We start from the raw sequence: 26,355 nt of genomic DNA, 5'->3' as shown, positions 1-26,355 counted from the left end.
TAAAATGAAAAAGTTGATTGATATTACTTTGTTGATGGCCAGCGTGTTGTTATCATTTTCTTCTTTCGCAGAAAGTAAACTTTGTGAACCGAATACAACGTTCTTCTTTGCTAACAATAAAGCACATACAAAGTCTGTTGAACTTTGCTATGGGAAAAAGGGAGTTAAATATATCTTTGGCCCAGAAAGTAAACCAGAAATCACATTAGAAGTTTCCAGAGATAAAATTATCTATGAATATGAGAATGGTTGTGAAAGCATTACCATTCCTAATGGGAAAACGGATTACTATATCTACCAGTGCGGGAGTTCACCTCATACAGATCCCACCTTACAGGTTAACCAACATGGTGATCCTGTTGCCACAATTGAATTAGATGGCAAGGATGGGAAATACTTAAATGCCATTGCTGACGCAGGTTTTGAGTAAACAAATCAAAATAAAAGGGATGGGTAATTTCATTCCTTTTATTATTTAATTGTTAACATATAAATAAGATTTTATTGAGTAGAAAAATAGTAGACGACTAAAACAGTTCATCCCTTATTTCTTCTATACGATATATGTAGTGTTCACCATCATCAATATAACGAATTTTTTCCCCCACCACTAACCTTCGGTTAAGGATGTCAATAGTGCTTTTGCATTCAGAAAATGAATCATTTTTCCAATCCATTAAAGCATTATTTTTATCCAACTCAAGAATATTAAAATCATGCCATTGTTCCCACATCACACTGCCACTTCCCAGAATCTCGTTTTCTAGATCAATATGCAGATTTTCAGTGATATTTAAGTCGAGCCACATTTTTTCAGTTGAATTAGCGACATTGCTTGCAATTACTTTGATTCTTTTCATATACAATTTCTCATGCCTATTTTTTTGCCATCAAATCGTAGGAGTGAATACATTGACAAATGAAGCACAGTAATTTATCACACTTTTATATGATGGGGAATATATCTCCTGAATTAAATCCCCTCATGCCGTTGATAAACGTATCTATCACGTTGCAAACCTTCTCATAAATTCGCTTAAGAACCATTTTTCTATCAAGTATTTTTAGTATCCATGTCCTATAATGGGCAGATCTCCATCGTTAAAGCATGGTTTCTCTCTTTCTTTTTGTTTATCCTGTCTGGAAGTTAATCAGGCTTAATGAAAGGGAGTAACGAGTGATGTTCAGGGAAAATATAGAGTATCCATGGTGGGCAACTCAATGGGGGGAACGCCCAGAAGGAGATCCAAAGAAATTACACAGCGCTAATGATATCTATGAAGCAACGAAATATCCGGCGCATTTACTACCAGAAGTATTGCGAAATGTTGTTGTTGCTCTTACCAAAGATGTTGATGCTCCTATCGAACTGATATCTGGCACTGTCTTATCTGCTGTATCTCTTGCATGTCAGGGATTTGTTGATGTCCAGTTTCCAGATGGCAGGACAAAGCCATGTTCTCTCTATAACCTTGTTCTTGCCGATTCTGGTGAAAGAAAATCAACAATTCATTCACTGGTAATGAAACCCTTCCTGGATTTTGAAAAAGAAGATAAAACTGCATGGGATAGAGCATATGCAAATTACAATGCCGATATGTTGATTTGGGATGCACAAAATAAAACTCTTCTGCGAAAAATAAATCAAAAAATTAATAAAGGTGAGAATTTTCAGACAGAGAGGAGTAAGTTAGCTCATCTCAGTTCACAAAAACCTATATTACCTAAAAGAATGAAATTTATTTATACAGACACCACACCTGAAGCTATGCAACGTGGCCTGTATGATAATATACCATCAGCAGGGTATATATCGGCTGAAGCAAGTATGTTTTTTGAAGGGCGAGCCAAGAACAATCTGGGCTTCCTGAATGAGTTGTGGGATGGTGCCCAGGTTGATGTTGAACGCCGTAGTAAAGAAAGTTTTTCCGTTTTGAATGCTCGATTTTCTATGTTACTTCTTGTTCAGAATGATATATTTATTCAGTATTTTAAGAAATATGGTAGAAAAGCCACTGGTTCTGGTTTTTTATCTCGATTTCTGATCTCGGTAGTTGAAAGAGGACAATTCCGACGTCTGTCGTCAAGTTATGATGTTAACAGTAAGGATCTTAGTTTTTTTCATAAAAGAATAAATGAATTTTTATTGCTTATAAAAGAGCGATATGAATATGGTTCACTTAAAATAGACGAGAGCAGAGCTGCATGTGAAAAAATCGATGAAGAGGATGAGAGCGATGATATAGATAAAGAAGGTGATATAGAAGATGAATTAATAGCAAATGAATTAAAGCCAGATATTCTTACTTTATCACAGAATTCTCAACGGGAACTTGAGCGTTTTTATCGAGATATAGAAATAGCTGCTTATAAATTCCGTGACAACAATACTATTAAAGCCTGGATACTTAAACTTGCTGAAAATACTGTCCGTATTGCCGGGCTATTACAGTATTTCACAGATAGTAATAAACGTGAAATATCTGATGAAATATTTGAATGTGCAATGCATATTGCAGAGTATTATGCGAATAAAACTATTCATTTATTCCTTACTACTTTTGCCTCACCAGAACAAGATGCCGAGTGTGTATACAACTGGATAAAATCAAAAATATCAGAGTTTAATAATGGTATCGGAAGCATATTTTTAAATCAGGACAATGATTCAGACAGTAGTGCTGAGGATAATCAACAGATAGAGCCAATTGTTGATCACATCAAAAAATCATATATGCGAAGACATATTAGCCACATACATTTAAGAAATAGTGCACGTTTAAATGCTGCCGTAAAACTTCTTGAAGAAGAAGAAAAAATATGGATAAAAAAACAACCAAACTCTAATGGTAGTGTAACTGAGAAAATTTATTTGAGAGAATAAAATGTGAATGTAATCACTTGCTACTCATGCTACGTAGCATGAGTAGCAGTATAGATATGACGTAAATAATAAAATGCATTTAATATTTAATACAAAAATGGATCATGTTTGCAACACAAAACAAATGTTTATGTTTGGATGTTTTTTGAACAGGACATGGGTGATGCGCTTGACTTGATAACCTGTTTTATAGTTATCTATTTCCCTAAATAATCAGGTTTCTTTTATTAATACCTGTTAAACAAGCTGTACGTCACTTTGAGGTATTATTTATGGTAAGGTAATAACTTCCACCTTCGTTATATTAAATGCGTATGAGGTGATTGCAGGACGCTTATAAATAATATGTTTCGAATAGTTGTAGGTTTTATAATAAAAAAGACTACTGACGTGATACATCAATACGTTCCTGAACCCATTTTTCCACTTCGCTTTGTAACCAGCGAGAACTACGGCCTAATTTAATTGGCTCAGGGAACTTCCCTTCGCTTATCAGCTTGTAAAACCACTTATCCGTTAGCCCAGTAAACTCAGTGATAAATTTCATATCGACCATTTTATCGTTAAGTAGACTGGTGTTGTTATTCCGGGTGTCCATGAGGCTGTCTCCATATGGATTATTGAGAGGTATGGAGAAGCGTTGGCTGTAATGATTAACCGTTGACGCACTCTCCTTCTCAACATCCACATGCCAGTAATAAAATAAATTATTCCCGTTACCCTATAGAACAACCAAAGTTACGTTTACCGTCCGAATAGTCTTTACTGTATTCTTTAGCCAGATAACTTAGCCTGTTCATGATAGTTGCATAATCATCCTGGTAAGATAAGCCATACATGTTCAGTCGAGCATGACAGTTATCAGGAAACTGAATAAGCCGATAATACTGTTGATAGCTCTCCTCTTGATCGAGATGTAATGCCCTTACCCAGGCCTCCATAATCATATATGCAAGGTTGTGACGATATAAACCTTCATGGTCAGGTCTATATGTTCCGGGATAGGCATAAGCCTCTTGATTGAAAAATAAAGCCAGATGATAATGCTTCTTACCTTTTTTGTTAAACTCCCTTACCCACACATATCTTATCCGACAGTGATGAGTTCTTTTACTGAGAGATATTTTATTTAACCTGTCTGCATTCTTCTGGGATTTCAGAGATTCCATAAAACGCGTTATTAACGTCGAGTCATTTTCATACGGGCTACTTTCTGGCAATCTCAGGTCAATTCTAAGTATCATTGTTCGGTGATATTCCCTGAGTGACTTGTTTAAAGTGTCTTTGATTCTTTTTATGTGTTTTATATTTAACGGACCATTATTGCTTAAATTAATCATGCTCTTTCCCTTTTGTTATTACATGTCAATATTATTAGGGATTGAGTAATATTTTATTGCAAGCAACTGGCAATAATATTTAAGATATTGCATGGGATATTTATCCATGATTATTAAGCACTAATTATTGGTTATACTATATTATTATATTACCAACCCGACATGAAGGCAGAAGTAAAAAACCAGAAATGCAATAGAAGAAATAAACGTCTAAAACAACTAATTTATTGCTCAATTATTCATAATATTAACTCTGAAGTTAACTTGTGAACTTTTATGTAGATTACCGTTCTTTAACACAAATAAAAATAAAGCCAAATATTATTAAGGTGAATAATCAGAAACGTTCTTTATTTATCGAATTCAATTCCAGGCTTAACTCCTACACCAATTGCAGACAGACCATGCTCCTTCACCGGGGCATGGTCTTTTTCTTTTATGTCTTTTAATAAGGAATTATCCATGAAATTAACCAATGATTCTGCCATGCATCAACCGGACTCAATAGAACTGAATGTCCTGTGGCAAGTATTGCAAAACGCTGAGGTTATAGAAGCAGAAGGAGAAGCAGTGACATGTAAGCCATTCCGGCACTTTCCTGCGGGTACTGCTGTCCTCGATATCTGGCTGTGGTTTGAATCCGTAGACGACACGTTCTCCGTAGCTGCGAAGCTTTATAACACTGAAATCGTTCTGGCCTGCCACAACCAGTCTTTTCCCAAAAATTGACCATCCCGGAAATAAGGAATATGAAAACTACGTTACCCCCTCCCGTAGCTGAAATGTCACCTTACGCGCAACGTACCATCAGGCGCGCCCTGAATATTATCCGTGAACATCTGAACGAGCCCGGAGAAGCGTTTACCTCCAGTTGCTCACTACGGGACTGGCTGCGCCTGCATCTGGCCCTGCTGGAGCGTGAAGAGTTCTCGCTTCTCTGGCTGGATAACCAGAACCGACTGATTACTCACGAAACGCTTTTTAAAGGAACCATCAACAGCACCGAAATTCATTCCCGCGAAGTCGTGAAGTCCGGCCTTAAACATAACGCTGCCGCTGCAATACTGGCGCATAACCATCCTTCGGGCCATGCAGAACCCAGCAAAGCAGATCGGCAAATCACTGAGCATCTGAAAACCGCCCTCAACCTTGTCGATATTCGTCTGCTGGACCATCTGGTTATCGGTGGGATGGATATTGTTTCATTTGCTGAACGGGGCTGGTTATAACCTCAGGGAGAGTATTTATGAAAATCGATAAAGAAACCGACACAGTACGATGGGGACTCAACCGACCCGGTTCTCCTCAATTTAGCGCACGTCTGGTACAGGAAGGCAATCGCCTGCATTATTTAGCTGACCGCGCCGGAATAACTGGCGCGTTCAATGAAGAAGAGTGTCACCAACTGAATGGCGCATTTCCGCACTTTATAGAGCAGATGGAATTGATGCTGCTCTCTGGTGAGCTTAACCCCCGCCATGCACATCGCGTAACGCTGTACCACAACCAACTGACCTGTGAAGCGGATACGCTCGGTAGCTGTGGCTACGTTTACATCGCTATCTATTCCACTCAACGTTAATTCAATTTCCCAACGAGAAACCTTATGAAAACTCTTCCTGCAAATCAGCGGGTGGCGAAGCCATGTCCACCGCCTGTACTTGTCTGGCAAACGCTACTTACGCACCTGCTGGAGCAACATTACGGCCTGACGCTGAACGACACGCCTTTCAGCGATGAATCTGTCATTCAGGAACATATCGACGCCGGTATCACGCTGGCTGATGCCGTTAACTTTCTGGTGGAAAAGTACGAACTGGTTCGTATCGATCGCAGAGGGTTTAACTGTCAGGACCAGTCACCTTACCTTCGGGCTGTAGATATTTTACGAGCGAGGCAGGTAACTGGTGTTTTGAAACGTAACCGGAGATGAACGATGGGAGGGGTTTCAGTAGCAACAAACTGATGCCGCTCCACGTGAGTCAAGCTGACGTTGTACCCGAACATGGAATATGGGCGCGGTAGAATATTAAATTTAAGTCTATACAGATGGTTAGTTTTTCCTAACAGTATAGAGTGCAGGTCTGCTTGTTCCGATGAATGAATTAAATTGTTAAGATGCAGACCATAAGCCATGAGGCGGAGATAAGAATGAAATCTGTAGAGCTATTTGCCGGTGCTGGCGGCTTGGCTATGGGGTGTGAGATTGCTGGTTTTGAGCATCTTGCTGTTGTCGAGTGGGATAAATGGGCCTGTGATACCGTTCGGGAGAACCAAAAAAATGGTTTTCCTTTGCTGTGTAACTGGAACCTTTTCGAAGGTGATGTGAGAGAGTTTGACTGGACTCAGATCCCAAAAGGGATAGACCTTCTTGCCGGAGGACCACCTTGCCAGCCGTTTTCAATTGGCGGTAAACATAAGGCTAACTCAGACTCAAGAGATATGTTCCCGGCAACAGCAGAAGCAATCAGACAACTCCGTCCTAAGACTTTTATTGTTGAAAATGTTAAGGGACTGACTCGTGCTACATTTGCAAGTTACTTCCAGTACATACAGTTACAGCTTGAATTTCCTGCGGTTGCACCACGACATGGTGAAGATTGGAGCGAACATTTAAAACGTTTGCAGGAAGAAAAAACCAGCGGAAAAAGTAAAGGCAAGGGATTGACGTATAATGTCTTAGCAACATTGGTTAACGCAGCTGATTATGGAATTCCACAAAAACGTGAACGTGTATTCATTGTCGGTTTCCGTGATGACCTTGAGATCGAATGGTCATTCCCTAAGCCAACCCATAGCTATGATGCGCTAGTTTATGAACAATGGGTTACGGGTAATTACTGGAAACGCCATGGTTTACCGATGCCAGAAATTCCAGTGAAATTAGTTAACCGTATCGCTAAATTGCGTAAGAATCCGCCAGATACTCTTCCCTGGAAAACGGTAAGGGATGCAATTGCTGATTTACCCGATCCCGAAACGAAGGCAGCTAAAAACATTCGGAATCATACTTTCCAGGCCGGGGCGCGGACTTATCCAGGCCATACTGGCAGTCCTTTAGATCTTCCAGCCAAAACGCTAAAAGCTGGGGATCATGGTGTCCCTGGTGGCGAAAATATGCTCGTGCGCGATGACGGTACTGTACGCTACTTTACAGTACGGGAAAGTGCTAGGATCCAGACTTTCCCTGACAGTTATCGTTTTCATGGTAGTTGGACAGAGACAATGAGACAGTTGGGTAATGCAGTGCCCGTTCATTTGGCATATTGCGTTGCAAGCAGTGTAGCGGAAAAACTGCTTACAGCCGAGATTGGCATTATCCTGAGGCAAGGTAGTCAGAATAAAAGGGCTTCTGCATGACAGGTAAAGTCATTCCGTTCAATCCTCTTGATAAGCAAAATTTGGGGGCTAGTGTTGCTGAGGCATTGCTAAGTAAGGAGGCTCATCTTCTGGATGAACTAACTCCTTTTGCTGGAGCAGGTATTTATGCCATTTATTATACCGGTAACCATCCGGCATATGAGCAACTTTCAGCCCTGAATCGTGATGGCAAATTTAAGCTACCGATTTATGTGGGAAAAGCGGTTCCTGCTGGTGCCCGAATGGGGCTAACTAATCCAGAAAAAGTTGGTAATGTTCTCTTTAAACGATTGAAAGAACATGCAGAAAGCGTTAAAGCAGCGCAAAACCTTTCCGTTGAAGATTTTTATTGCCGTTTCTTGGTTGTTGATGACATTTGGATACCATTGGGCGAATCTCTAGTTATTTCTCGCTTTAAGCCAATTTGGAACTCGTCAATTGATGGTTTTGGTAATCATGATCCAGGTAAGCATCGTTACACTGGTTTACGACCACGTTGGGATTTTATGCATCCTGGTAGAGGGTGGGCACAAAATCTACGTGAACGCAATGAAACTGTCGATGAGCTGATTAGAGACGCTAAACAATACTTGCAGAATTTGCCACCCTGTTTGGCACAAGGCTTTATAGAAGCTGAAGGCGATTAAACTGTCATTTATTGTGTACAAGGGCGGGGGGAACATTGTTCTCCCGTAAACCGTTTATACTAAATTCTACTCTACTTGGAAGTTTTGTTCGATTCCCATACCCTTTCTGAATCTGGCCTTCAATCCTCTATAAAACGAAGCCGAGGGTATAATTGAGGGTACAAAAAGAATCGAATTCAATAAATTCATTATATTACAATGAATTAAATATAGGTTTCGATTCCGAGTCCGGCACCACTTATTCAGAAAACCCAGCCTATGGCTGGGTTTTTGCTTTTCTGGGAATGGAAATCCGTAGCCCCCATCTCCGGCCTGACTAGCTATAACGAGAAGGCCAGATTTTCTCTGGCGCAACGCCCAGCGCTTCGGCGATCAGCCGCTCATCTTTGGGCCTGGGTCAAAAGCTTACTTAGCTACAGGGAGATTATTACCAGTAATAACGCGTATCACTCCATCTGACGGTTCGCTAGCCTCGACAAGTGAGTCCAATATCTCCGCCATGAACTTTTCCATCACTGACAACAACAATTCCTTCGCCAATTTTAGCATTTTTTCTTTTTCGGTTTCTTTATTCTTAAATACTGTTTCCGGCTCTTGTTCATAATCATAAATTAATACTCAGCACATCATAACTGGTGGTAACTGTCGGGGTAACAGGGCACATATTTTAAAATACTTATTCATACTTTGTTATTACGTAAACATTTTAACCTAATGCGTGTCAGTCAGGCACGCAGATAAAAAATAACCGGAGACAAAAGTTAAACAAAATGCTGTTAGCCGGAAATATCAGTATTGTTCTGTTGTCCGCTGCAGTCAGTCCGGTATGGGCAGACGATAATGCCAGTGCAGCGTCCTGCTTTTTTACCTGTATGTTGAATAACCATTGCAATAAATCATTATAGGATTACATCTGTTTATTATTTCCTGATCCGGAGTGAGTCTTTATGAAAAGTCGTTATTTACTATTTTTTCTACCACTGATCGTAGCTAAATATACATCAGCAGCAACAGTGCAACTCTTTCATTCTCCTGAAGAATCAGTGAACAGTCAGTTCTACTTACCACCACCGCCAGGTAATGATGATCCGGCTTTCCGCTATGATAAAGAGGCTTATTTTAAGGGCTATGCGATAAAGGGTTCCCCACGATGGAAACAAGCTGCTGAGGATGCAGATGTAAGCGTGGAAAATATAGCCAGAATATTCTCGCCAGTAGTGGGTGCTAAAATTAATCCCAAAGATACGCCTGAAACCTGGAATATGTTACAGAATCTTCTGAAAATGGGCGGCTACTACGCTACTGCTTCGGCAAAAAAATATTATATGCGTACTCGTCCCTTTGTCTTATTTAATCATTCTACCTGCCGTCCTGAAGATGAGAATACTTTGAGAAAAGATGGCTCTTACCCTTCCGGGCATACTGCTTATGGTACACTTCTGGCATTAGTATTATCCCAGGCCAGACCGGAACGCGCGCAGGAACTCGCCAGACGAGGATGGGAATTCGGGCAAAGCAGAGTGATATGCGGTGCTCACTGGCAAAGTGATGTTGATGCTGGCCGTTATGTGGGAGCAGTAGAGTTTGCAAGACTGCAAACAATCCCGGCTTTTCAGAAGTCACTGGCAAAAGTCCGTGAGGAGCTGAACGACAAAAATAATTTATTGAGTAAAGAAGATCACCCCAAACTTAATTACTGAAGGTGAAAGTCTTCCCGCAAACTGGACACAGCAAATGAAAGGAAGTGCAACTGCGTAGGGGCGACCGGGCGTGGAGAACGCCTTTGGTTTCCCCGATTCGCATGAATTCAACGCCTCTCCCCCGTTTGCAGTCCGTCCAGACCGTCATGACGTCGTTGTCCGGCTGAAGCGGTAAAACCGGTCTGGCTCACTGACTATCCACAGCGAATTCCGGCCATCAGAAGCTATCCCTTCCGCCTGCGGAATGTCCCGCTCCAGACCACTGTGTCCCCGGCGCAGCGGCATCACCCTCCTGCCGCCCTCCGGGTCTGACACCAGTACCAGGGCTGATTCATGGGAAAGCACATACAGCCGCCTGTTTATCCTGTCGTAATGCAGACCGGAGATATCCTTCAGGAACCACGGCAGGGACAACCGGTGCGTCAGTGAATCACTGACCGACAGAGAGTCATGGCTGTGGTCCGTTTCTAAAAAACGAAGCGGTTTCTTTTCCTGCGCCACTATCAGGGCATTCTCTCCCCGTCCACGGGCAAGGCCTTCAAAACCGGCATTGTCGCTTTTTCTGTCCACATCCAGGGTCAGGGTGTATGACGCCGGCGGCAGGACAGACGTATTCCTGTCAATGTGGTGGGTGGTGAGTATCCGCTCCCGTTCCCGGGACAGGACATAGCGGTTCCGGCCGAGATACTCAATGGCCTCAAAATCATGGTCGCCATCCGATGGTATCACCCGCAGCACGTTCCCGTCCGTGTCCAGCTCCACCACCGACGACGGATGGTCGGTCACGGCAAACAGCGTTCCGCTGTCCGGGTTCCACGTCAGGCCGGAGAGACCGCCCTGTATACCGGGAATGTCTTTTTCTGTCGCAAGCTGCCACTGCGTTTCCTCCGGGTACCAGGTTTCCGGAAAATACAGTGTGGCCGCACCGGCCACCATCAGGAGAGCGCCAGCCAGCAGTGCCGGTTTTTGTTTAAGTAAACGTCTCAGAGTCATGGTTCCGGATGTTCAGTTCATCGCATTACATGCAGTCAATGACAAACCAGAGCATGGCCAGGGCTCCGGTCAGGAAGCCGGAGATGAAAGCGCTGGTCAGCAGCAGTAAAATCAGCGCCCGGAGCGAAAAGCGTCCCCCGCCATACCCGGCGCGTCTTTCGTCATCCGGCATGTTGTCCTTCTGCAAAAAAATTCTCCGGGGAATTACCGGTATGGAGATGTCCGGATAAAAAGAGCTTTATTCCCGTAAGGCCTGTCATGCAGCCCCGGATTATATTCATTCAATATTCAGTAACAGAAATACCGATACAAAAAACACCAGTGATATCATGACGACAAAAGAAATACAGATGTAATAAATCATCTTCAGAAAGTTCATCAGTCAGTTACCACAATATCTGTTCCGGCCACTTGTTCTCTCCATGCCCCTGTTTTACCGGATATCCGTCAGACCAGCCGCCATCGGCCGGACACGCCTTTACCTGCATTCATTTTCTCCACCACGCCCGCTCCCTCAAGCGTAACCAGATAAGCCCTGGCCTGGTATATTGTCAGCCCGGCCGCATCCGCAATACTCCGGGTTCTGACAGGTATATTTATCCTGCCGTTTGCCTGTGACTGCATAAAAGACAGAATTTTGTCGCAAGCGTCATTACTCATTTTGTTCTCCTGTGACTACGGGGAAGCAATGCTGTCCCGGAAGCTGAAATACCTGCCCCGGGTCTTCACATATCAGAACCGTTGTCCGGTTTCATCTGTAATCACCCCGGGTAACAGGCCGCTCGTGCACAGTACATGCAGGTTCTCCACCCCTGCATACTCCACCAGGCAGGCCCGGAGGTAATAATCCTTGCGTGATGCCGCCTTCAGTGAGGCATTCCTGTTTATGGCCGTACACAGGGATATCAGAGTCCGCTTTCGCAACTCAGTCAGTTCACCTGAGCTTTCCGGCCCGGCTCTTCCCTCAAGCGCCTGACGCAGCATGTCACGCAGCCGGAGGAGGCTGTCCCGGCCACTGATAACCTGCGCAGTTCCTCTCAGTAGCCGCATTTCCTGCAGCCGCGAAGGTACCAGAACAACCATGGGAACCGGACTGGCCGCGTGCAGCATTCTGATGTCCTGCAGATGCCGCCCCCAGCCGGCCAGCGGCTCCGCACTCAGTGCCACCAGGGCCAGGTCATATGCCCCGGGAGGTGACATCTCCGGTCGCACCACGGCATACCCCATACCGGCAAGCAGATGTGACAGCCCCAGCAGTTCATATTCACAGTTCCCCGTCAGCAGTATGCGTTTCCGGCGGGACATGGCATTTTCCATTTATCCTGCCCCCGCTAACTTAACGCCGGGCTTATCAGCTCTGCCAGCATGGCTGACAGTCCCACAAGAACCAGCAGATAAACCGTGACCAGTACACGTACAGATATTTTCATTACGATCCCTGCTCAGAAATAGTTCACTACCGGCATCAGGTTTCTCTGCGAGTGGTTGACATAACACAGTACCTGCATCAACAACCGACAGATAACAGCCACCGGCTTCATGTAAGGCAGCAGTAAACTCAGACAGCGTCATTCTGGTCATGAATGTCGTGCCTTCCCCGAATACCAGCCTGACCCGGCCGTTATGTTCCTGCACCTGCCGGATATCCCGGACACTCACAAAGAAAAACACGCCGTCAGCCCGCTCCAGCCCCACAAAAACGGCGGGGCCCGGAACGGGTGACCGGGGGCCTGCAGCCTTACCGATATTCAATGCTCACCGCCAGGGAGGTATGCCAGCGGGACGGTACCGCCCCCTTAAAACGCAGCTCACCGCTGTCCGCCACCGTCTGTGCGCCGTATACCCCGTCAACCTGGCGCAGGGCGGCGTCACTGAACCGGCTCAGTCCGGACACGCTGCTGACCGTCATCTTCCGGAGCCAGACCGGGCCTTCACTGTCAAACAGGGTCTGCAGCACACCCGGCGTCTGCCCTGCCGGCATCACCTGCGTCTGTGGCGGCAAGCCGTTGCCCTGCAGGTCGCCATACAGCCCGGCATACTCCGCCCGGTCCCCCAGGACATGGCGCAGCACACCCGCCGCCTGCATCCGGAAGGTGAATGTCCCGGTACGGACATTTCCCTCCCCCGTCACCGGCAGTGTCACCGATGCCGTACCCGGCGCCGTCCACGTCAGTGCAAAACCCTCGGTTTCCTTACCGTACGTCACCTGCGGCGCAAGCCCCTCCCGGCCGGCCGGGGTGGTCAGGATAGTTTTTCCCAGCAGGACCGTCATGGCCGGCAGGGGAACCGGTATTACCTGCTCCCCACTGCGCAGGACAGAGACAGCTTTCGTGTTTATCTGTGTGTTCCCTTCCCCGACCTTCCAGACCCAGGGATTACGGGTGCTGGTCACCGGCCCGCCCAGCTTCAGCTCTCCGCTGAAGTCTTCCCCCGGCGTGTTCCACGCCAGCACACAGGACGGCAGCAGACTGGCGGCCAGCAGTAAAATCGTCATTCGTTTCATTGTGTTCTTCCTCTCCCTGCCCGTTCTTTACTGGACCGTCACCGTCACACTCAGCCCGGCCTGCCACTGCGCCGGCGTGTTTTCTGCCGGCAGGCGCAGCTCAAAATCCGAGACGGCGGACGCATAGGCCGCCGCCAGCCGGGTCACCCGGCCGTCAGCCAGCACGCCCTGACTGATAACCTGACCGTTATCTGCCGTGCTCATTCCGTTACCGAAGCCCCGGTTCAGCATCAGCAGGGAAGGCAGACGGCTTTTGAGCCACTGCGGCAGGGTGTCGGCCTGCACACCGCTCACGCTCTGCCCGTTTACGAGCGACATGCCTGCCGGCAGAACCGCCCCGTCTTCCTGGTGTCCGGCGCTGACGGCCATTCCCTGGTCAAGGGTGAAAGAAAGCTGTCCCGCCACGTGACCGTTCTCCGGGTTACGTACCGGGACAGAGGCGCGGAAGTGTTGCGCCGTCGTGCTGCCGCCATCCGTCACGGAAAACGGCTGCCCGTTACTGCTGAAGGAGATAAAAGGGGTGAAGCCGGGACCACCGCGATCTGCCACCTCATACAGATGGCCTTCCAGAAACGGCAGGGAGCCCTTGCCTCGTAAATCAAAAACCAGTTGCCCGTTCTCTGTGCGGGCATCAGCGGTATCCTCCGCCCATGTCTGGTCAGGAGAGCCCACCTGCCAGGTCCATTTCGGGGCCTCGTCAGTGACCAGACCGTGAAACTGTATTTCCCCGCCGTCAAGAATTCCGGCCCGGGGTGCTGCGGAATAAAACAGGGCCAGCGCGGCCAGGGCGGAAATAATAGATTTATAATGATGCGTTATTTTCATCGTTATTCACTCTGTTTTATCCGTTGGTCATAATTAATAAACAACGAGCATTCAGATAAGCTGAAAAGAATAAACCCGGCACCGGCGTACGCGAACATTTCCTGACTGGCAGAGAAGCAGGAAATAAATATACCGGAATGCCGGGTTTATTACCGGCAAACGACCGAAAAATAGTTCGCCGTTTTTAATAATCAGGCAAATTACTTTCTGTTATGCCTGATAATCTGATCTATTACTGATAAGAAACAGTGACAGTCATATTTGCGTTCCAGTTCTTAGGTGTTTTAGCTTTCGGGAAAGTTAATACGCCAGAACCAACAACATATTCAGAAGCATATACCCCCTGAATACTTCCTGCATCAGCGCGGTTAAAAATATTCGGCCCAGTATAACCGCTAGTTACAGCATCGGCTGGGATGGTAATCATATCGGCACCCAGAATAGCAGAGATTTTATCTTTGATTGCTACTGGGGTCATTGAGTTTACATAGGTTTTATTTTGAGCAAATCCGTTACCATAAGTTTTTCCTGTGTCACCAATTGTCTGATATGCGTTTTTATCATTGGTAGTAACGCCATCACCTTTCCAGAAGACATTAGCCAGTGACATAATATCCATTTTAAACTGGAACGTACCAGCCTTCGTTTTATCATCTTTAGCAAAAGCACTTAACGTGATCACTGGTGCAGAATCAGCAGGCTGAGAAATTGAGAAGCCCTCACCACCATAAGTGATAACCGGAGCCATACCTGTAGATATCCCGGAGTATGGAGCTTTTGTTTTCCCCATCAATACAGGAAATGAAGTTTTACCAACACCGCTCCACACATTATTATCACCAGACACGACAGCATCTGCGAGTTTTAAATCAACCGCAGTGCCTTGATCAGCCCCGGTCTTCCACAGCCAGGCTGGTGCATCAGTAGTGATATTACCGCCGATATTAATGTTACCGTTAAAATCACCGCCCGTCGACCATGCTGCCATAGCCGAGCCGGATACCACTGCAGATGCAGCCACTGCCAGTGCAATCAGTGTTTTTTTCATAAATTAAGTTCCTTTCTGTTTTATAAAACAATAAATAAATACATCTTTTATTTTGGTAACCCATTTATCTGGCTTTACCGCAAAGCCATCCCCTGCCACCTTATTCAGATGGCATCACTGAGATATTTATCCCTGTAATACAGAATGGCTTTACGTTATTGCTGTAAATAACTGGGCGTCATTCACTCAGGTAATTCGTGGTGTCCTGCCGTTCTTTTTAACTGACGCTTACTCCTTCCACTTCCACCGGCACCTGCACATTCCCCCGGTAGTTCGCCGGCACCTCCAGCTCCGCCGGCGCGTCACTTCTCAGCTCCACCTGCCGGATTGCCGCCGGCACCGTGATAACCACATCCTCTCCCCGCTGGCCGGCCGTAATGGCCGCCCGCTGCCCGTCCACCATCAGGGTGGTCTTCAGCGTGAGCCGTGCGTCCCGGCCGTCTCCCAGGGTCCGTTTCACCGTGATATACGCCATGTTTCCGGATGCCGGACGACTTTCGGCATTGCGGATGACCAGCGTCTCCGGAAGCGGACCGTTGCTCTCCGTCCGGTACAGCACCGGGTCCGCCGGGGTGCGCGTCACCTTCACCACGCTGTTGCCCACCACCTGACCGTTCACCACGCCCAGGTACTGCGTCTTCTCGCTGTAATCCGCCGCCAGGACCGGCAGGGCGCTGAAGAGGGCCACCGCCATCAGTGCTTTTTTCATCATGGTTTCTCTTTACTCCGCAGGACCGGAAAGGATTATTTTTTACCTGCCCCGGCCGCTGTTTTCGTCTCCGGGACCGTCTTTGCCTCCGGTGCCGCCGCTTTTTTCTGGTTGATGGTCCAGGTCTGCAGCTCGCCGTAATCGTTCAGGGAATCCACCTTCACCACATTCCCCTTCACCTGCACCTCATCCCCCGGCATAAACATCAGCAGTTTCTGAGCCGTGTCGTTGTCTACCGCAACCTTTTTACCGTTCGCATCCAGCAGGCTGCCGATGGCGTAGATATACGGCGTGGTGTTGACCAGCATCGTCCGCCCGTCCGGACGGACCTGCAGGCTGATGCCTTCCTCGGCGCCTTTACGGTCCTTCAGCAGCGCCTCCGGGCGGTAGAACAGCTTCAGCTTCGTGCGCAGGGCAATGGCAATCCCGCTTCCCTTCAGCGCCGGCGGAATATCCTGCAGGTTCAGCCAGTACACTGACTCTTTATCCTTCGGCAGGTGGTCAGAGGCCATGATGATACGCAGCGTCTGCTGCCCCTGCGGTTTCACCTTAAAAAAGGACGGTGTCACCACAAACGTCGGGCGGGTGTCTTTCTCCACAATATTGTCCACCCACGCCTGGCCGCCGAAAGTACGCTCCTTGTCATTGTTGGTCACCGTGATGGTCAGCGCGTCCTTGTCGCCGCGAAAAATATAGCGGGTCTGGTCCGCCGCCAGGGAAGCCAGCGCACTCTGGCTCGCCATCATCAGGGCCAGGGTCATTCCCAGCGCCTTCGTCACTCTGTTACGGAAAAAAGAACGCATTTTCTGGGTCTGTTTCATCGTCATCATTGTCCGGTTATGCTTATTCGCACGTAATTTCCTGTAGTTTCGCCGTCTCCTGCAGTTTCGCCGCAGGTATCCGGCACTGTCCCAGCGTGATATCGCCGGGGCGGTCCACCGCGTTAATCATCAGCACGCCGTTGTTCGCCACAAAGCCCAGCGGCGTGTTATTGCTGTCCCGTGCCCATGTGCCGCCCGGCACAAAGGCCCCGTCCGGCATCCTCACCTGCAGCAGGTAACGGTGCACCTTCAGAGCATCAAACGGCATCCACACCACCGCCCTGTCCGTCGGCACCACCTTCCGGCTGGTCGTGGACAGCTCCGTGTCCAGCGGCAGCGTGCCCGCATCTATGGTCACCGTATTCCAGTCATAGCTGTTCAGCGGCACCACCAGGTTCCCGTCACTGTCCGACGTTTCATTGCCGGACATCACCTTCACCCCCGGCGTGTCCTTCACGCTCACCACCGCCACCGTGTCCCCGGTGGTCCGGCTGAACATGATGTCCCGCGCCGCCGGCACCGCCAGTACCGAACCGCTGGCTGACACCGAACCACTGGTGCCCGAACCGGACGAGTGGTTCACCGTGCCGTTCAGGTTCGCCCGGTCGCCGCTGTAGGCGGCGTTCAGGTAACTGCTGATACCGCCGTCACTGTCACGGCCGCCGCCCAGACCGTAGCTGAACCGGTCGTTCAGGACCCCGGAGATACCGGTACTGACGCCGGTGCCGCCATCTTTACCGGTGCTCACCGTGGTGCTGCTGCTGTACTTCCGCTCAAACAGGGTGAACGGCACCGACACCGACGCGGAGGCCGACCAGGTGTTCTCCCCGTTCATGTTCCGGGACCCGGACCAGCCCAGATTCAGGCTGACGCTTTTTATCTGTGTGCTCAGGGTACCGGTAATTCCTGTCTCCTTACCGTTGTCATCAGCGTACCGGTAACTGCCGGTCGTGGAGGCCGGGTAATAGCTCCGCTGCCATCCCGACGCCGACAGGCTGAACAGCCCTCCCACCGGCTGGCTGATGCCCGCATTCCACTCATCCCGGGTCCGGCGCCCCTGGTTCTGCTGCAGCCATGTTTCAGCCGGGTTAAAGGAGGACATGTCCTCATATTCCTCACTCTGATGTGACCAGCTCACCCGCAGTCCGGTGTTCGTCAGCGCCAGCTGTTTGCTCCAGGCCAGTTTCACCTTATTCCCGCTGCGGCTGCCGTCCCGGTACTTCGCCGTGGCATAAGCGCCGTCAGCGGAGAGCGCCCCCAGATACCCCAGCCCCAGAACCGCACCGGCACTGGCACCCTGCCAGTCCTGGTTGAACACGCCCCCCGTGCGCAGCGTCAGCCCGTCCAGACCATACCCGTATGACGCGGCAAACACCCCGCCCTCCAGGTCGCTGTCATCGTCCGGTATCCCGGCCGCCACGCTGAACTCGTGCTGTCCCGGACTCAGCTGCCCGGCCATTACCGACAGCGGAAAGACCTGCGTCTGCTCCCGCCCGTCATCCCCGGTGACCGTCATCGTCACGTCCCCGCTGCTGTACAGCGGCACATCCGTGACGGAGAACGGCCCGGACGGCATCATCCCCGAGTACAGCATCCTGCCGTTCTGGGTCAGGGTCACCCTTGAGGGACCGTTCGCAATGCCGCTGAACACCGGGGTATACCCCAGGCTGCCCGGCTTCATGCTGTTGTTCCGCGACAGGGACACACCGTACGTGCCGGTACTGCCCAGCAGGCTGTCACCGGTCGAGGTCTTCCCGACCGCCAGGTCCGCACTCAGGGAGCGGATGGCCCGGGTGGCCGTGAACATGTTTATCGTGGCCTCGTTGCTCCTGCCATCCCCGGTACTGGCCGTGGCTGACGAGCTCACCACCCAGCGACCGATGTTGGCCTTCAGGTCTGCTGAGCCGAACGCCGACGTGTTGTACCGCCCACTGTTGGCGTTCGCGTTGTAGTTCATCCGGAACGCCTCCGTGCCGTAGTCCCACTCCACGTTCTCCGGCATTTTCACCAGTCCTTTCTGCGGAATGGCCAGCGACAGGCTCTGGGTGGCGACATCAAAGTCCACCTTCACCGCCGGCGCTTTCGCCAGCACCCAGCACTGCCGCATGGCGTCATATCCCTTACGGAAGTACTCCGCGCTGACATAAATCCCGGCCTTTGCCAGCCACGCTTCTGACAGACACAGCGCTTCGCTGTCCTGTGGTGTTACGTCCAGGATCCGCTTCCCGATATCCTTCCCGTTCAGGGACAGATCCACCAGGTAACGCCCCGGCGCATAATCTCCGTTCAGCGCCGCCCAGACCTCAGGGTTAATCTCCGCCCCACCCTGAATAAAGGACATGTCCAGTTTTTCTCCGGCACTTGCGGTACCGCTGCCCAGGGCAACCGCTATCGCAAGTGCCAGCACGGCATGGCAAAAAGACATCTGGCAGGCTGGCTGTCTTACGTTATTCCCGTTCATCAGCATTCCTTACTGGTAGGTGACCACAAAGGTCAGGGCGCCGTTGTACTCACCCGCCTTCACGTCCGCCGGAAACACCGGCTGTGCATGAAACCGGAACTGCCCCTTCGCGGCAAAATCCACCGGGTACTTCACCTCATGATTTGCCTGCGTGATGCGCCCCCGGAAGTCCGCCTGCGTATCCGCGGCCCGCACATCGATACGGATACCGTCGCCAGCGCCACGGGTGACCACACCCTGTCCGTCCAGCTGGCCCGGGTTGCCGAAATTCAGGGTGGCGATCTGCCCGGCCAGAAAGGCCGAACAGCCCTGAACGGTGGCGCCGGTCTCATACAGACGCACGGTGAAATCACGCGGCGGCACGGGTGCAGCGGACGACTTACGGTATGTCCCGAAGGTCAAACGGCTGCTGCCGGTACCGTCAGCATCCACCACCACATGACAGGCAGAGGCCACCACATCAGCACTGAACAGGGTTTTCTGAACGGAAGCGTGAGAAAGCCCGCCCCCTGCCAGCAGCAGAAGGAAAAGTATCTTTATTTTTTTCATCGCAAATCCGGAGCAGACGGTTCAGTCTGCTTTATCATTCATGATGGCTGTAATAACCCGCCAGTTTATGCACATTCCTGCTGATAAAATTCAGCCGGTTAACACTGGTGCTGAGATATCCGCCACTCATACCGTGGCGTTCGCACACAACCTTTCTGGAATACCCGGAAACGAAATAATCTTTCAGGGCCAGAATAATCTTTTCACTGTGTATCGGGGATATATCAACAAGTAGCCAGAACTGCTCTTCGGACACGGCCCCCGGTTCGAGTTCCCCGGCCCTCACTATCCTGACGCCGGAAAATGATTTTTTATTCAGTTTCAACGGAACTTCCTTCCTTAACTTTTCCTTAACCTTCCCGGCAAGGAAAACATGTAAAGGGAAGATAACTAATCTTTTCGCTTATTATATTTAAGACGTTAATTCTGAAAAGCATATCTTTAACGATCTTTTCATCCATAACAAAACACATACCCAAAATATAACACTAGAAAATATAATGAAAACAGAATTAGATTCTAAAAAATAACATCAAATCAATACAAAAGATCGCCAAACCATCCATTAACCATGCATTACACTCCCAAAAAAAAGAAAAGATAAATTAATCAAAATCAAAAACAGAAAATAATAACGAAAAAGACAGAACTTCATGTAATAAAACTGAATATCACGATATAAAATACATTTAAATCAAATGGATACACAGCAACCTCGCAGCACTTAAAAAAGACGTTGATTTATAGTTAAGCCGGAATCGACCGCAAACAAAGAGGTTTCCCAGCCCCGAACAAGTACCGCAGGATATTATTCACCACGCAAGTATCTTCCTGTTTTTCAACAAAACGCAAAACAGTAACCGAGAATTAAAGGGCCCGATGAACAGGGTATATAAAATACAGAACCATTAATGCCGGATAAAAACAACGTTCAGAAAACAGGCTGGGAGAGTATTAAATTATGTTCAGATATTAAAAAAAGGGAAATAAATAAAAAAAACGGACATGGTTGCCGTAATAAAATAACCTCCGTTCCATTCTTAAACATGGAGCAGGTGGAAGAAGGGAAGGTGTTTACACACAGAGAAAACGTTCAGTCAGCAGATAAACAACCCGCAATGCCTGACTGCTGGAGCTTAAAGAGTCTCTCCGGGTTAATACATAATTAAACAACAGACAGTGTAATTTTCGACAGGAAAGGAATGATCAGGGGAGATATAACACGGCTCCGATAACGGTCAGGTGCAGGACACAAAGTTGCGCAAACCAGCGGCCACCGGGCAGCAGACCTGACAGCATCATCACGCCCCCGGACGGGACATTGAGCAGCAGGACAGACATCGTCAGTCTGGCGGCAGCCATCATCTTCTGACATCCGATCGTCAAAAAGAACAGAACACACAGTCTGGTCGAGAATGTCTGCTGGTAAATACGTCCAACGCCTTTCAGGTTGCCAACATAGAATATGTCCTGTGCCCCCAGATAACCGGGATGCGCCGTTTCGATTTCTCCACACGCCTCGTCGTCACTGGCTCTACGTTCCAGCGCTTTCAGGCGCTTTTTGAAGTTCTCAAGGTTATGGCGAAACCAAACAGAACGGACACCGCTTCCGGAGATAAAGACTCTCTGTTTACGTAACTCATTACTTATTGGTTCTGTGCTGACCTCGCTGCTGCATAATAACAAGCGATAACTCTTATAAGTAACGTAGGACCAGGGTGTGTTTCGTAACTATTTTTTTGTACAACTTGACGCTGCATATCGACGAAAACCCACTTAATTTGATGGAAAATGTTCAAAACTGAATTCATTTTTTATTTCAGGGGCAATGTTCATCCGTAACTTGAAGTGTCTGTGAGGTTAATGGATACGTTCTGGAGTTTAAACACTCTCCACCAAATCCCCCAACGTCACCATCAACATCATCGGATCCATCGGCGACGGTACAAACCCCACCCGCTGGTAAAATTCCCGTGCTTCATCCGACAGGGCGTGAACCAGCATCCCGCGAATGCCGATAGTCTCCGCCACTTGAATAACCCGCAGCCCTGCGTCGCGTACCAGCGCCCGACCAACGCCCTGCCCATGAAGCGATTTATCCACCGCCAGACGCCCCAATACCACAATCGGAATCGGGTCAGGCATATTGCGACGAAAGCGACCGGGGGCGGTATTCGTCGTGACCGCGCTGGACGCCAGCGAGTAATAGGCCAGTACGCTCGAATCGCTGCCACAACACACAAAGGTACGGGACGCACCAGTGGTCTGATTTTTCATCGCCCGCTGTTTCAGCCAGTTATCCATAGAATCCACACCGCAGCAAAACGGAGTAAGAATATGTCCGGCATGAAGCGGCTCAGGGGAGGAAATCATTTTTCCTGCTCCCACGGCGCAGGGGTCTGCATGGTTTTACGCAGTGCGGCATTAGGTGAAGGTGTTTGATCCAAACGAGCCAGAAATTCCTGATAGGCCTCTGGATCGGCCATAATGATGCGTTGTTCGATCAGCGCTTCCTCGGCGGCAGCACGGGCAGCTTCCAGCACAAAGTCAGTGCGGTTTTTCCCTCTGGCTTTCGCCGCTCTATCAATAAGATCGCGCTCGGCGGGTTTGATACGCAGGTTCAGGGTTTCGCGTTTCATCGCCATACTGTTTGCGGCTGGCATAGTGTTGTCCTCTTGTACTTCTGTGGATATTAAGTATACAACACGCGTAACGCAGATGTCATTACGATAAATTTAGAAGGAATAGAACCGGAGTATCGAACCGAAAGGTTTTCTACTCATTTAGAGATTCAGTACCAGGCTGTGCGCTGGCATTCGCTGTGAGTGATTCCTCCTCGAGGCCGACGCAGCAAAAGATTCAATACTGCCGCGCCAAAACACGCAACATTATACAATCCAGAAAGCATAAACCTAACGGATACGCACAGTAAGAACCTCAATAACGTGTTACACCGTTTTTCATAAAGCCAACCATACGATTGAATGCGTCCCCTCCCCCTCAAACTTCCGGATATCGCTACGCCATCTACCCGCCGCAGTATATATTTACCGCGTTGTATGCCTTTCCTAACCGAGAACGTTAATATTTACCTCCAGGATAAACCTTATCACAAATTAAAATCAGATCTTATACCTCATGCTAACTACCTCCATGAAATTAAAGAGCTATTCTCTAAAAGATTAAAGGAAATTATTACTTAATTCAAATTTTAAAGAGATAATTTGATAATAACATGAGCCAATTCTTGTAAATTTCCATCTTTTTTTTATACGCGACATAGTTTTTTAACGATACTATAATATGTAGAAATGCAATATAAAATAGCATTTTCCATAGAAAATGAAAAGATCGCCACCTGATACCTTAAGTTCGCAAATAATTATATAGCTATATATTAGTTTTTTTGAAATATTTTTCAGAATAATTTTTGATTTACACGCACATTTAATAAAAGGAAATTATCATGCTAAAAGTATTTAATCCCTCACCTGTCCAGGTGGGGAGCATTGAATGTTTACAATCAGCGCAAAACTGGCAGAGGAAATCCTTATCACTTCAGGGATTAAATTTACTGCAGTCCGTGCTCATCAAGCTCACCACGGGTAAAATTTCAATTACGACATCGTCCGGGGAGTATATTACGGCATCAGGGCCAATGTTAATATTTTTAGCTAAAGATCAAACCATTCATATCACAATGGAAGAGACTCATGAACAGTTAAATTATAATTTAATTGAATTAGATTCAGCGTCAATAAAAAATGCTTATAATTTTTTTCTGTATGAACATGCAGACTTTTCGGCCCCATTAACAAAACCGACGACAAAACATCTGTTAGCGCCAATAGAAACAGGCGTAGCAAGAGTATTCAACCTCTTACACTCTTCAAATAAAAGCCAAAAACTATCCCAAGATAAAAAGGAATATTTAATAAGATTTCTACTTTCAGAGTTCATCTATGAACCCGAAGCATTTGCTCTCTTCAGAGAACTATCGCAAAATACATTAGCCGAAAACATTTATAATATTATTATAAGCGACATAAGTCGAAAATGGGCGCTCAAGGATATTTCTGACTCACTCTATATGAGTTGTTCCACATTAAAGAGGAAATTGAAACAAGAGAACACCTCATTCAGCGAAGTTTACCTTAATGCGCGAATGAATAAAGCGACAAAACTTCTACGCAATAGTGAATATAATATTACCCGAGTGGCTTATATGTGTGGTTATGATAGTGCTTCTTATTTTACATGCGTTTTTAAAAAACACTTCAAAACTACACCATCGGAATTTTTAGCGTTTTTATCTTCCTCTCGTCATCAATATGTTAATTGAGATATCTGACAATGCAGTATAAGAACAAAGCAAAACATATTAATATAAGAGATGGAATTCTGTTGCTCGCTAAAAAATTCGACCTAACATTGAGCGAGAAAAAAGTCATTTATTACGTGGCAGCAGGATTATCTGTTAAAAGTTGCTCAAATTTATTAGATCGAAATATAAAAACGATTTCAACACAAAAGAGATCAGCCTATAAAAAAATGGATATTACTACTGATGTTGAATTAATCCATTTGATGCTGAATGAGTTTTACATATCAGTCGATATTACGTAATTTTTTCTAAAATGTTGCCAAAGTGGTAGGCAAGGCAATTCTGGATATCATCTTCAGAGATCGGTGTGATATCTACGTTGTTTAATTTAACTGTTCCCGTATAGCAATGACTGGAATTTGATAGTGCTTTGATTAAAGAAGATTTACCTGAACCTGATGTACCGATAATACCCATAAAATCTCCGGGAACAGCAGTGAATGAAAGCTGTTCAATCAGTGTTCGTTCCGCAAACGCTATGGGGTAATTCTTCGCTGTCTATCGGCTGGCTGACGATCGACTCTACTCCGCCAGTGTTGATAACGATACCGGTAACTGGTATGTTTCTGTTCCGCAATCCGCTATTCTGTCGGGGGGGAGAATCAGTACATCATTACGGCCACCGATCCCGCCGGGAATAGCGCCACCGCCAATGGAACATTTACAGGCACATCGCCGACGTAAAACCCGGTTAACAAGAGTTCCGGCGTAGATGAAATGATTTCGCTTAGCGAGGCGACATGGCATTCGGTAAGTGTTGATGAAGAATATTATGCCTGATAACTAAACATCACCATGCGAGGTCTCTTCGGAGGCCTCCTGAAAAAAACAGAATAATATTTATTGTCTGTTAATTATTACAGAGAGAGTTAATTTATAAAAAAAAGCGGCAGACTACGCTGCCGCAAATATGAGGAGGACAATTACCGTTACGCTACACCACAAAGTAATCCGTTACTGAGGTAAGTAAAACATAAATATCCCCAACAATGAATCAACGAATCAAGCAATCGTCAAATCATGGTATTAATAACCTTGTTCTGTTTTAGCATACTGTAACAGTAAAAATACATTTTAGTCATTCTGTATATCACACGAAAATTTATAAAACAGATTTGGTTCACTCACAATATACAAATTATTTTCATTATCCATGGCAATCCCTTCTGGTTGGGGGATATCATCTCTGAGCCCTGACCACTCCGCCGTCAGGAACAATCGATCGCGCACCCGCCACTCGGAACTGACCTCCAGAATCATTTTTGACTCGTCCGACAACACCAGCAGCGAATCCGTTGGGGCATGGTATTCAAGTCCGGAGACATCGCTCACACTTGCAGTGATGGCAGAAGGCAACGCTCTGGTGATACCATTTTTGCTCATTTCTACTTCTTTGATCACTATGGGTTTTCTTTCTTTTGCGGCATATAATCTCTCATTTTTCGCATCCCATGCCGTACCTTCCAGCCCTTTATTTTTTGCTTTGTCATAGCCCTCAAGCTTCACCATGGAGATTATCTGCATGGTGCCGCGCTGAATATCCACCTGTGTTTTATAGACCGCGCCATCTTTCTCACTGCCTATCTGGAACTGGTTGCCCCCACTCCATGCAATAGACTCCGGGTCGTGGATGCCCTGGAGCGGCATCCGCCCTACCAACTGCCCTTCTGTCGTTAACCAGACCAGTTCAGGGGGATTATTAATAACGGCGAAAAGCATCCTGTCTTCGGCGGAGTAGGTCAAACCTGAAAGGTTACTCTTAACTCCTGCGACTGGTTTTTGCTGAATAACCGCTTTATAGCTACTCAGTGCCAGCGCCGAGGGTTTATCACCATATTTGAGGATCAGTTGATAAACATAGCGTATATCGTCCCTGACCATAAATAAAATCACGCCCAAGAGTACAACCACAATAACGCGTTTTAGTAATCTCATAAAAAATCCATAGCAGATCGCGTCACGACTGATGTCGTAACGCATTTCTTAAAAATAAAGCCGATGTCCGATAGAATCGTTATTCGGTTATGGCGAGCGCCATTAGCATAGGCAAAATGAAATAGTGAGGGTTATCACAAAAAGCCCGATTTTAATCACTAACGTACCCTTTTTGTAAATTGACATAATCAAGAGG

31 protein-coding genes and 5 pseudogenes are annotated in these 26,355 nt (G+C 47.2%); 15 read left to right on the top strand and 21 right to left on the bottom strand.

From position 1 onward, the window contains the following. Positions 1 to 4: 4 nt before the first annotated feature. Positions 5 to 430 (top strand): hypothetical protein, encoded by a 426-nt coding sequence (locus tag NA389_RS04595; RefSeq protein ID WP_217451215.1) that lies wholly within the window; start codon positions 5 to 7, stop codon positions 428 to 430. A gap of 97 nt (positions 431 to 527) precedes the next feature. On the opposite strand, the gene NA389_RS04590 is transcribed toward NA389_RS04595, so the two are convergent. Continuing rightward, complete coding sequence (locus NA389_RS04590; RefSeq protein ID WP_000821436.1) at positions 528 to 860, bottom strand: hypothetical protein; 333 nt, start codon at positions 858 to 860, stop codon at positions 528 to 530. A 320-nt stretch (positions 861 to 1,180) separates the two neighbouring features. Here NA389_RS04590 and NA389_RS04585 point away from each other — a divergent pair, with 320 nt between their 5' ends. Beyond that, complete coding sequence (locus tag NA389_RS04585; protein WP_000488168.1) at positions 1,181 to 2,884, top strand: YfjI family protein; 1,704 nt, start codon at positions 1,181 to 1,183, stop codon at positions 2,882 to 2,884. A 382-nt stretch (positions 2,885 to 3,266) separates the two neighbouring features. Here the strand turns inward: NA389_RS04585 and NA389_RS04580 are convergent, their stop codons facing one another. Next, positions 3,267 to 3,482: a helix-turn-helix transcriptional regulator gene (locus NA389_RS04580; protein ID WP_000381206.1), complete on the bottom strand. Its 216-nt coding sequence runs from the start codon at positions 3,480 to 3,482 to the stop codon at positions 3,267 to 3,269. A 118-nt stretch (positions 3,483 to 3,600) separates the two neighbouring features. Then, entirely contained in the window at positions 3,601 to 4,224 is a 624-nt protein-coding gene (locus NA389_RS04575) for an inovirus Gp2 family protein (protein ID WP_000609234.1), read from the bottom strand. Between the two features lie 462 nt (positions 4,225 to 4,686). Between NA389_RS04575 and NA389_RS04570 the strand changes: the two genes are divergently transcribed. From NA389_RS04570 to NA389_RS04545, 6 genes are all read left to right on the top strand, one after another. Next, positions 4,687 to 4,953, top strand: coding sequence for a hypothetical protein (locus NA389_RS04570; protein WP_000779202.1), 267 nt, complete (start codon positions 4,687 to 4,689; stop codon positions 4,951 to 4,953). Positions 4,954 to 4,973: 20 nt separating this feature from the next. Beyond that, a complete protein-coding gene (gene radC, locus NA389_RS04565; RefSeq protein ID WP_071645927.1) occupies positions 4,974 to 5,453 on the top strand; it encodes a RadC family protein in 480 nt (159 codons plus the stop codon). Between the two features lie 17 nt (positions 5,454 to 5,470). Next, positions 5,471 to 5,806 carry a type IV toxin-antitoxin system YeeU family antitoxin gene (locus NA389_RS04560; RefSeq protein ID WP_000686987.1) on the top strand — a complete coding sequence of 112 codons (336 nt, stop codon included), beginning with the start codon at positions 5,471 to 5,473 and terminating at the stop codon, positions 5,804 to 5,806. A 24-nt stretch (positions 5,807 to 5,830) separates the two neighbouring features. Further along, positions 5,831 to 6,157 carry a TA system toxin CbtA family protein gene (locus NA389_RS04555; RefSeq protein ID WP_000854673.1) on the top strand — a complete coding sequence of 109 codons (327 nt, stop codon included), beginning with the start codon at positions 5,831 to 5,833 and terminating at the stop codon, positions 6,155 to 6,157. 218 nt (positions 6,158 to 6,375) lie between these two features. Further along, positions 6,376 to 7,584, top strand: coding sequence for a DNA cytosine methyltransferase (locus tag NA389_RS04550; RefSeq protein WP_000843539.1), 1,209 nt, complete (start codon positions 6,376 to 6,378; stop codon positions 7,582 to 7,584). Further along, positions 7,581 to 8,231, top strand: coding sequence for an Eco29kI family restriction endonuclease (locus tag NA389_RS04545; protein WP_000147099.1), 651 nt, complete (start codon positions 7,581 to 7,583; stop codon positions 8,229 to 8,231). The genes NA389_RS04550 and NA389_RS04545 overlap by 4 nt, the downstream gene beginning before the upstream one ends. A gap of 316 nt (positions 8,232 to 8,547) precedes the next feature. Here NA389_RS04545 and NA389_RS04540 read toward each other — a convergent pair. Further along, positions 8,548 to 8,622 (bottom strand): annotated as a pseudogene (locus NA389_RS04540) (helix-turn-helix domain-containing protein); the annotation flags it as partial. Positions 8,623 to 9,178: 556 nt separating this feature from the next. On the opposite strand from NA389_RS04540, the gene NA389_RS04535 reads away from it, so the two are divergent. Then, the gene (locus NA389_RS04535; protein ID WP_000842407.1) at positions 9,179 to 9,931 is read left to right on the top strand and encodes a non-specific acid phosphatase; all 753 of its coding nucleotides are present in this window, start codon (positions 9,179 to 9,181) and stop codon (positions 9,929 to 9,931) included. 144 nt (positions 9,932 to 10,075) lie between these two features. Here the strand turns inward: NA389_RS04535 and NA389_RS04530 are convergent, their stop codons facing one another. The 12 genes from NA389_RS04530 to NA389_RS04475 all read right to left on the bottom strand — a co-directional run bounded on the left by NA389_RS04530 (position 10,076) and on the right by NA389_RS04475 (position 20,165). Further along, positions 10,076 to 10,924, bottom strand: a complete 849-nt coding sequence (locus tag NA389_RS04530; protein ID WP_000175389.1) for an SdiA-regulated domain-containing protein — start codon at positions 10,922 to 10,924, stop codon at positions 10,076 to 10,078. A 25-nt stretch (positions 10,925 to 10,949) separates the two neighbouring features. Continuing rightward, the gene (locus NA389_RS04525) at positions 10,950 to 11,111 is read right to left on the bottom strand and encodes a hypothetical protein (protein WP_001816720.1); all 162 of its coding nucleotides are present in this window, start codon (positions 11,109 to 11,111) and stop codon (positions 10,950 to 10,952) included. A 260-nt stretch (positions 11,112 to 11,371) separates the two neighbouring features. Then, positions 11,372 to 11,584, bottom strand: a complete 213-nt coding sequence (locus tag NA389_RS04520; RefSeq protein ID WP_000063794.1) for a FaeA/PapI family transcriptional regulator — start codon at positions 11,582 to 11,584, stop codon at positions 11,372 to 11,374. A gap of 72 nt (positions 11,585 to 11,656) precedes the next feature. Further along, positions 11,657 to 12,241, bottom strand: a complete 585-nt coding sequence (locus tag NA389_RS04515) for a hypothetical protein (RefSeq protein WP_000426473.1) — start codon at positions 12,239 to 12,241, stop codon at positions 11,657 to 11,659. A 421-nt stretch (positions 12,242 to 12,662) separates the two neighbouring features. Then, positions 12,663 to 13,427, bottom strand: a complete 765-nt coding sequence (locus tag NA389_RS04510) for a K88 minor fimbrial subunit faeI (RefSeq protein WP_000827659.1) — start codon at positions 13,425 to 13,427, stop codon at positions 12,663 to 12,665. Between the two features lie 27 nt (positions 13,428 to 13,454). Next, positions 13,455 to 14,252, bottom strand: coding sequence for a K88 minor fimbrial subunit faeH (locus NA389_RS04505; RefSeq protein WP_000704720.1), 798 nt, complete (start codon positions 14,250 to 14,252; stop codon positions 13,455 to 13,457). A 232-nt stretch (positions 14,253 to 14,484) separates the two neighbouring features. Continuing rightward, complete coding sequence (locus NA389_RS04500; protein ID WP_000751766.1) at positions 14,485 to 15,300, bottom strand: hypothetical protein; 816 nt, start codon at positions 15,298 to 15,300, stop codon at positions 14,485 to 14,487. Positions 15,301 to 15,517: 217 nt separating this feature from the next. Next, positions 15,518 to 16,009, bottom strand: a complete 492-nt coding sequence (locus NA389_RS04495; RefSeq protein WP_000709796.1) for a DUF5462 family protein — start codon at positions 16,007 to 16,009, stop codon at positions 15,518 to 15,520. A 35-nt stretch (positions 16,010 to 16,044) separates the two neighbouring features. After that, positions 16,045 to 16,830 (bottom strand): fimbria/pilus periplasmic chaperone, encoded by a 786-nt coding sequence (locus NA389_RS04490; protein ID WP_024134449.1) that lies wholly within the window; start codon positions 16,828 to 16,830, stop codon positions 16,045 to 16,047. Positions 16,831 to 16,852: 22 nt separating this feature from the next. Next, positions 16,853 to 19,291 (bottom strand): F4 (K88) fimbrial usher FaeD, encoded by a 2,439-nt coding sequence (gene faeD, locus NA389_RS04485; protein ID WP_079917075.1) that lies wholly within the window; start codon positions 19,289 to 19,291, stop codon positions 16,853 to 16,855. A gap of 9 nt (positions 19,292 to 19,300) precedes the next feature. Further along, the gene (locus NA389_RS04480; RefSeq protein WP_000721294.1) at positions 19,301 to 19,840 is read right to left on the bottom strand and encodes a fimbrial protein; all 540 of its coding nucleotides are present in this window, start codon (positions 19,838 to 19,840) and stop codon (positions 19,301 to 19,303) included. A gap of 34 nt (positions 19,841 to 19,874) precedes the next feature. Next, entirely contained in the window at positions 19,875 to 20,165 is a 291-nt protein-coding gene (locus NA389_RS04475) for a PapB/FocB family fimbrial expression transcriptional regulator (RefSeq protein WP_000773469.1), read from the bottom strand. Positions 20,166 to 20,751: 586 nt separating this feature from the next. Here NA389_RS04475 and NA389_RS04470 point away from each other — a divergent pair. Then, complete coding sequence (locus NA389_RS04470) at positions 20,752 to 21,009, top strand: hypothetical protein (RefSeq protein WP_001112996.1); 258 nt, start codon at positions 20,752 to 20,754, stop codon at positions 21,007 to 21,009. A 244-nt stretch (positions 21,010 to 21,253) separates the two neighbouring features. Here NA389_RS04470 and NA389_RS04465 read toward each other — a convergent pair. From NA389_RS04465 to NA389_RS04455, 3 genes and pseudogenes are all read right to left on the bottom strand, one after another. Continuing rightward, positions 21,254 to 21,487 (bottom strand): annotated as a pseudogene (locus NA389_RS04465) (IS481 family transposase); the annotation flags it as partial. Positions 21,488 to 21,721: 234 nt separating this feature from the next. Continuing rightward, on the bottom strand, positions 21,722 to 22,213 hold the full coding sequence (locus NA389_RS04460; protein ID WP_000625912.1) for a GNAT family N-acetyltransferase: 492 nt from the start codon (positions 22,211 to 22,213) through the stop codon (positions 21,722 to 21,724). Then, positions 22,210 to 22,503: a DUF1778 domain-containing protein gene (locus NA389_RS04455; protein WP_001110450.1), complete on the bottom strand. Its 294-nt coding sequence runs from the start codon at positions 22,501 to 22,503 to the stop codon at positions 22,210 to 22,212. The genes NA389_RS04460 and NA389_RS04455 overlap by 4 nt, the downstream gene beginning before the upstream one ends. A gap of 317 nt (positions 22,504 to 22,820) precedes the next feature. On the opposite strand from NA389_RS04455, the pseudogene NA389_RS04450 reads away from it, so the two are divergent. The 3 genes and pseudogenes from NA389_RS04450 (at position 22,821) to rtsB (ending at position 24,466) form a co-directional block, all read left to right on the top strand. After that, positions 22,821 to 23,043, top strand: a pseudogene (locus tag NA389_RS04450) (hypothetical protein). Positions 23,044 to 23,306: 263 nt separating this feature from the next. Continuing rightward, the gene (locus tag NA389_RS04445) at positions 23,307 to 24,182 is read left to right on the top strand and encodes an AraC family transcriptional regulator (RefSeq protein ID WP_000921676.1); all 876 of its coding nucleotides are present in this window, start codon (positions 23,307 to 23,309) and stop codon (positions 24,180 to 24,182) included. Next, positions 24,179 to 24,466 (top strand): transcriptional regulator RtsB, encoded by a 288-nt coding sequence (gene rtsB / locus NA389_RS04440; protein ID WP_001269916.1) that lies wholly within the window; start codon positions 24,179 to 24,181, stop codon positions 24,464 to 24,466. The genes NA389_RS04445 and rtsB overlap by 4 nt, the downstream gene beginning before the upstream one ends. On the opposite strand, the gene NA389_RS04435 is transcribed toward rtsB, so the two are convergent. Continuing rightward, entirely contained in the window at positions 24,459 to 24,641 is a 183-nt protein-coding gene (locus NA389_RS04435) for an ATP-binding cassette domain-containing protein (protein ID WP_001527266.1), read from the bottom strand. The genes rtsB and NA389_RS04435 overlap by 8 nt on opposite strands. A gap of 19 nt (positions 24,642 to 24,660) precedes the next feature. Here NA389_RS04435 and NA389_RS04430 point away from each other — a divergent pair. Next, positions 24,661 to 24,760 (top strand): annotated as a pseudogene (locus NA389_RS04430) (hypothetical protein); the annotation flags it as partial. A gap of 109 nt (positions 24,761 to 24,869) precedes the next feature. Further along, positions 24,870 to 25,004, top strand: a pseudogene (locus tag NA389_RS04425) (hypothetical protein); the annotation flags it as partial. Positions 25,005 to 25,298: 294 nt separating this feature from the next. Here the strand turns inward: NA389_RS04425 and NA389_RS04420 are convergent. Further along, positions 25,299 to 26,204, bottom strand: coding sequence for an SdiA-regulated domain-containing protein (locus NA389_RS04420; protein WP_001268201.1), 906 nt, complete (start codon positions 26,202 to 26,204; stop codon positions 25,299 to 25,301). Positions 26,205 to 26,355: the final 151 nt, after the last annotated feature.

The organism is Salmonella sp. NW645 (assembly GCF_051703725.1).
GTDB lineage: Bacteria > Pseudomonadota > Gammaproteobacteria > Enterobacterales > Enterobacteriaceae > Salmonella > Salmonella enterica.
The sequence above is the reverse complement of the archived record's forward strand: the minus strand, read 5'-3'. Positions and strand labels throughout refer to the sequence as shown.

Bases quoted from the DNA above. Each gene is read 5' to 3' on its own strand.
- NA389_RS04595 (WP_217451215.1), top strand. From the start codon at position 5: ATGAAAAAGTTGATTGATATTACTTTGTTGATGGCCAGCGTGTTGTTA.
- NA389_RS04590 (WP_000821436.1), bottom strand. From the start codon at position 860: ATGAAAAGAATCAAAGTAATTGCAAGCAATGTCGCTAATTCAACTGAA.
- NA389_RS04585 (WP_000488168.1), top strand. From the start codon at position 1,181: ATGTTCAGGGAAAATATAGAGTATCCATGGTGGGCAACTCAATGGGGG.
- NA389_RS04580 (WP_000381206.1), bottom strand. From the start codon at position 3,482: ATGGACACCCGGAATAACAACACCAGTCTACTTAACGATAAAATGGTC.
- NA389_RS04575 (WP_000609234.1), bottom strand. From the start codon at position 4,224: ATGATTAATTTAAGCAATAATGGTCCGTTAAATATAAAACACATAAAA.
- NA389_RS04570 (WP_000779202.1), top strand. From the start codon at position 4,687: ATGAAATTAACCAATGATTCTGCCATGCATCAACCGGACTCAATAGAA.
- radC (WP_071645927.1), top strand. From the start codon at position 4,974: ATGAAAACTACGTTACCCCCTCCCGTAGCTGAAATGTCACCTTACGCG.
- NA389_RS04560 (WP_000686987.1), top strand. From the start codon at position 5,471: ATGAAAATCGATAAAGAAACCGACACAGTACGATGGGGACTCAACCGA.
- NA389_RS04555 (WP_000854673.1), top strand. From the start codon at position 5,831: ATGAAAACTCTTCCTGCAAATCAGCGGGTGGCGAAGCCATGTCCACCG.
- NA389_RS04550 (WP_000843539.1), top strand. From the start codon at position 6,376: ATGAAATCTGTAGAGCTATTTGCCGGTGCTGGCGGCTTGGCTATGGGG.
- NA389_RS04545 (WP_000147099.1), top strand. From the start codon at position 7,581: ATGACAGGTAAAGTCATTCCGTTCAATCCTCTTGATAAGCAAAATTTG.
- NA389_RS04535 (WP_000842407.1), top strand. From the start codon at position 9,179: ATGAAAAGTCGTTATTTACTATTTTTTCTACCACTGATCGTAGCTAAA.
- NA389_RS04530 (WP_000175389.1), bottom strand. From the start codon at position 10,924: ATGACTCTGAGACGTTTACTTAAACAAAAACCGGCACTGCTGGCTGGC.
- NA389_RS04520 (WP_000063794.1), bottom strand. From the start codon at position 11,584: ATGAGTAATGACGCTTGCGACAAAATTCTGTCTTTTATGCAGTCACAG.
- NA389_RS04515 (WP_000426473.1), bottom strand. From the start codon at position 12,241: ATGGAAAATGCCATGTCCCGCCGGAAACGCATACTGCTGACGGGGAAC.
- NA389_RS04510 (WP_000827659.1), bottom strand. From the start codon at position 13,427: ATGAAACGAATGACGATTTTACTGCTGGCCGCCAGTCTGCTGCCGTCC.
- NA389_RS04505 (WP_000704720.1), bottom strand. From the start codon at position 14,252: ATGAAAATAACGCATCATTATAAATCTATTATTTCCGCCCTGGCCGCG.
- NA389_RS04500 (WP_000751766.1), bottom strand. From the start codon at position 15,300: ATGAAAAAAACACTGATTGCACTGGCAGTGGCTGCATCTGCAGTGGTA.
- NA389_RS04495 (WP_000709796.1), bottom strand. From the start codon at position 16,009: ATGAAAAAAGCACTGATGGCGGTGGCCCTCTTCAGCGCCCTGCCGGTC.
- NA389_RS04490 (WP_024134449.1), bottom strand. From the start codon at position 16,830: ATGAAACAGACCCAGAAAATGCGTTCTTTTTTCCGTAACAGAGTGACG.
- faeD (WP_079917075.1), bottom strand. From the start codon at position 19,291: ATGAACGGGAATAACGTAAGACAGCCAGCCTGCCAGATGTCTTTTTGC.
- NA389_RS04480 (WP_000721294.1), bottom strand. From the start codon at position 19,840: ATGAAAAAAATAAAGATACTTTTCCTTCTGCTGCTGGCAGGGGGCGGG.
- NA389_RS04470 (WP_001112996.1), top strand. From the start codon at position 20,752: ATGCCGGATAAAAACAACGTTCAGAAAACAGGCTGGGAGAGTATTAAA.
- NA389_RS04460 (WP_000625912.1), bottom strand. From the start codon at position 22,213: ATGATTTCCTCCCCTGAGCCGCTTCATGCCGGACATATTCTTACTCCG.
- NA389_RS04455 (WP_001110450.1), bottom strand. From the start codon at position 22,503: ATGCCAGCCGCAAACAGTATGGCGATGAAACGCGAAACCCTGAACCTG.
- NA389_RS04445 (WP_000921676.1), top strand. From the start codon at position 23,307: ATGCTAAAAGTATTTAATCCCTCACCTGTCCAGGTGGGGAGCATTGAA.
- NA389_RS04435 (WP_001527266.1), bottom strand. From the start codon at position 24,641: ATGGGTATTATCGGTACATCAGGTTCAGGTAAATCTTCTTTAATCAAA.
- NA389_RS04420 (WP_001268201.1), bottom strand. From the start codon at position 26,204: ATGCGTTACGACATCAGTCGTGACGCGATCTGCTATGGATTTTTTATG.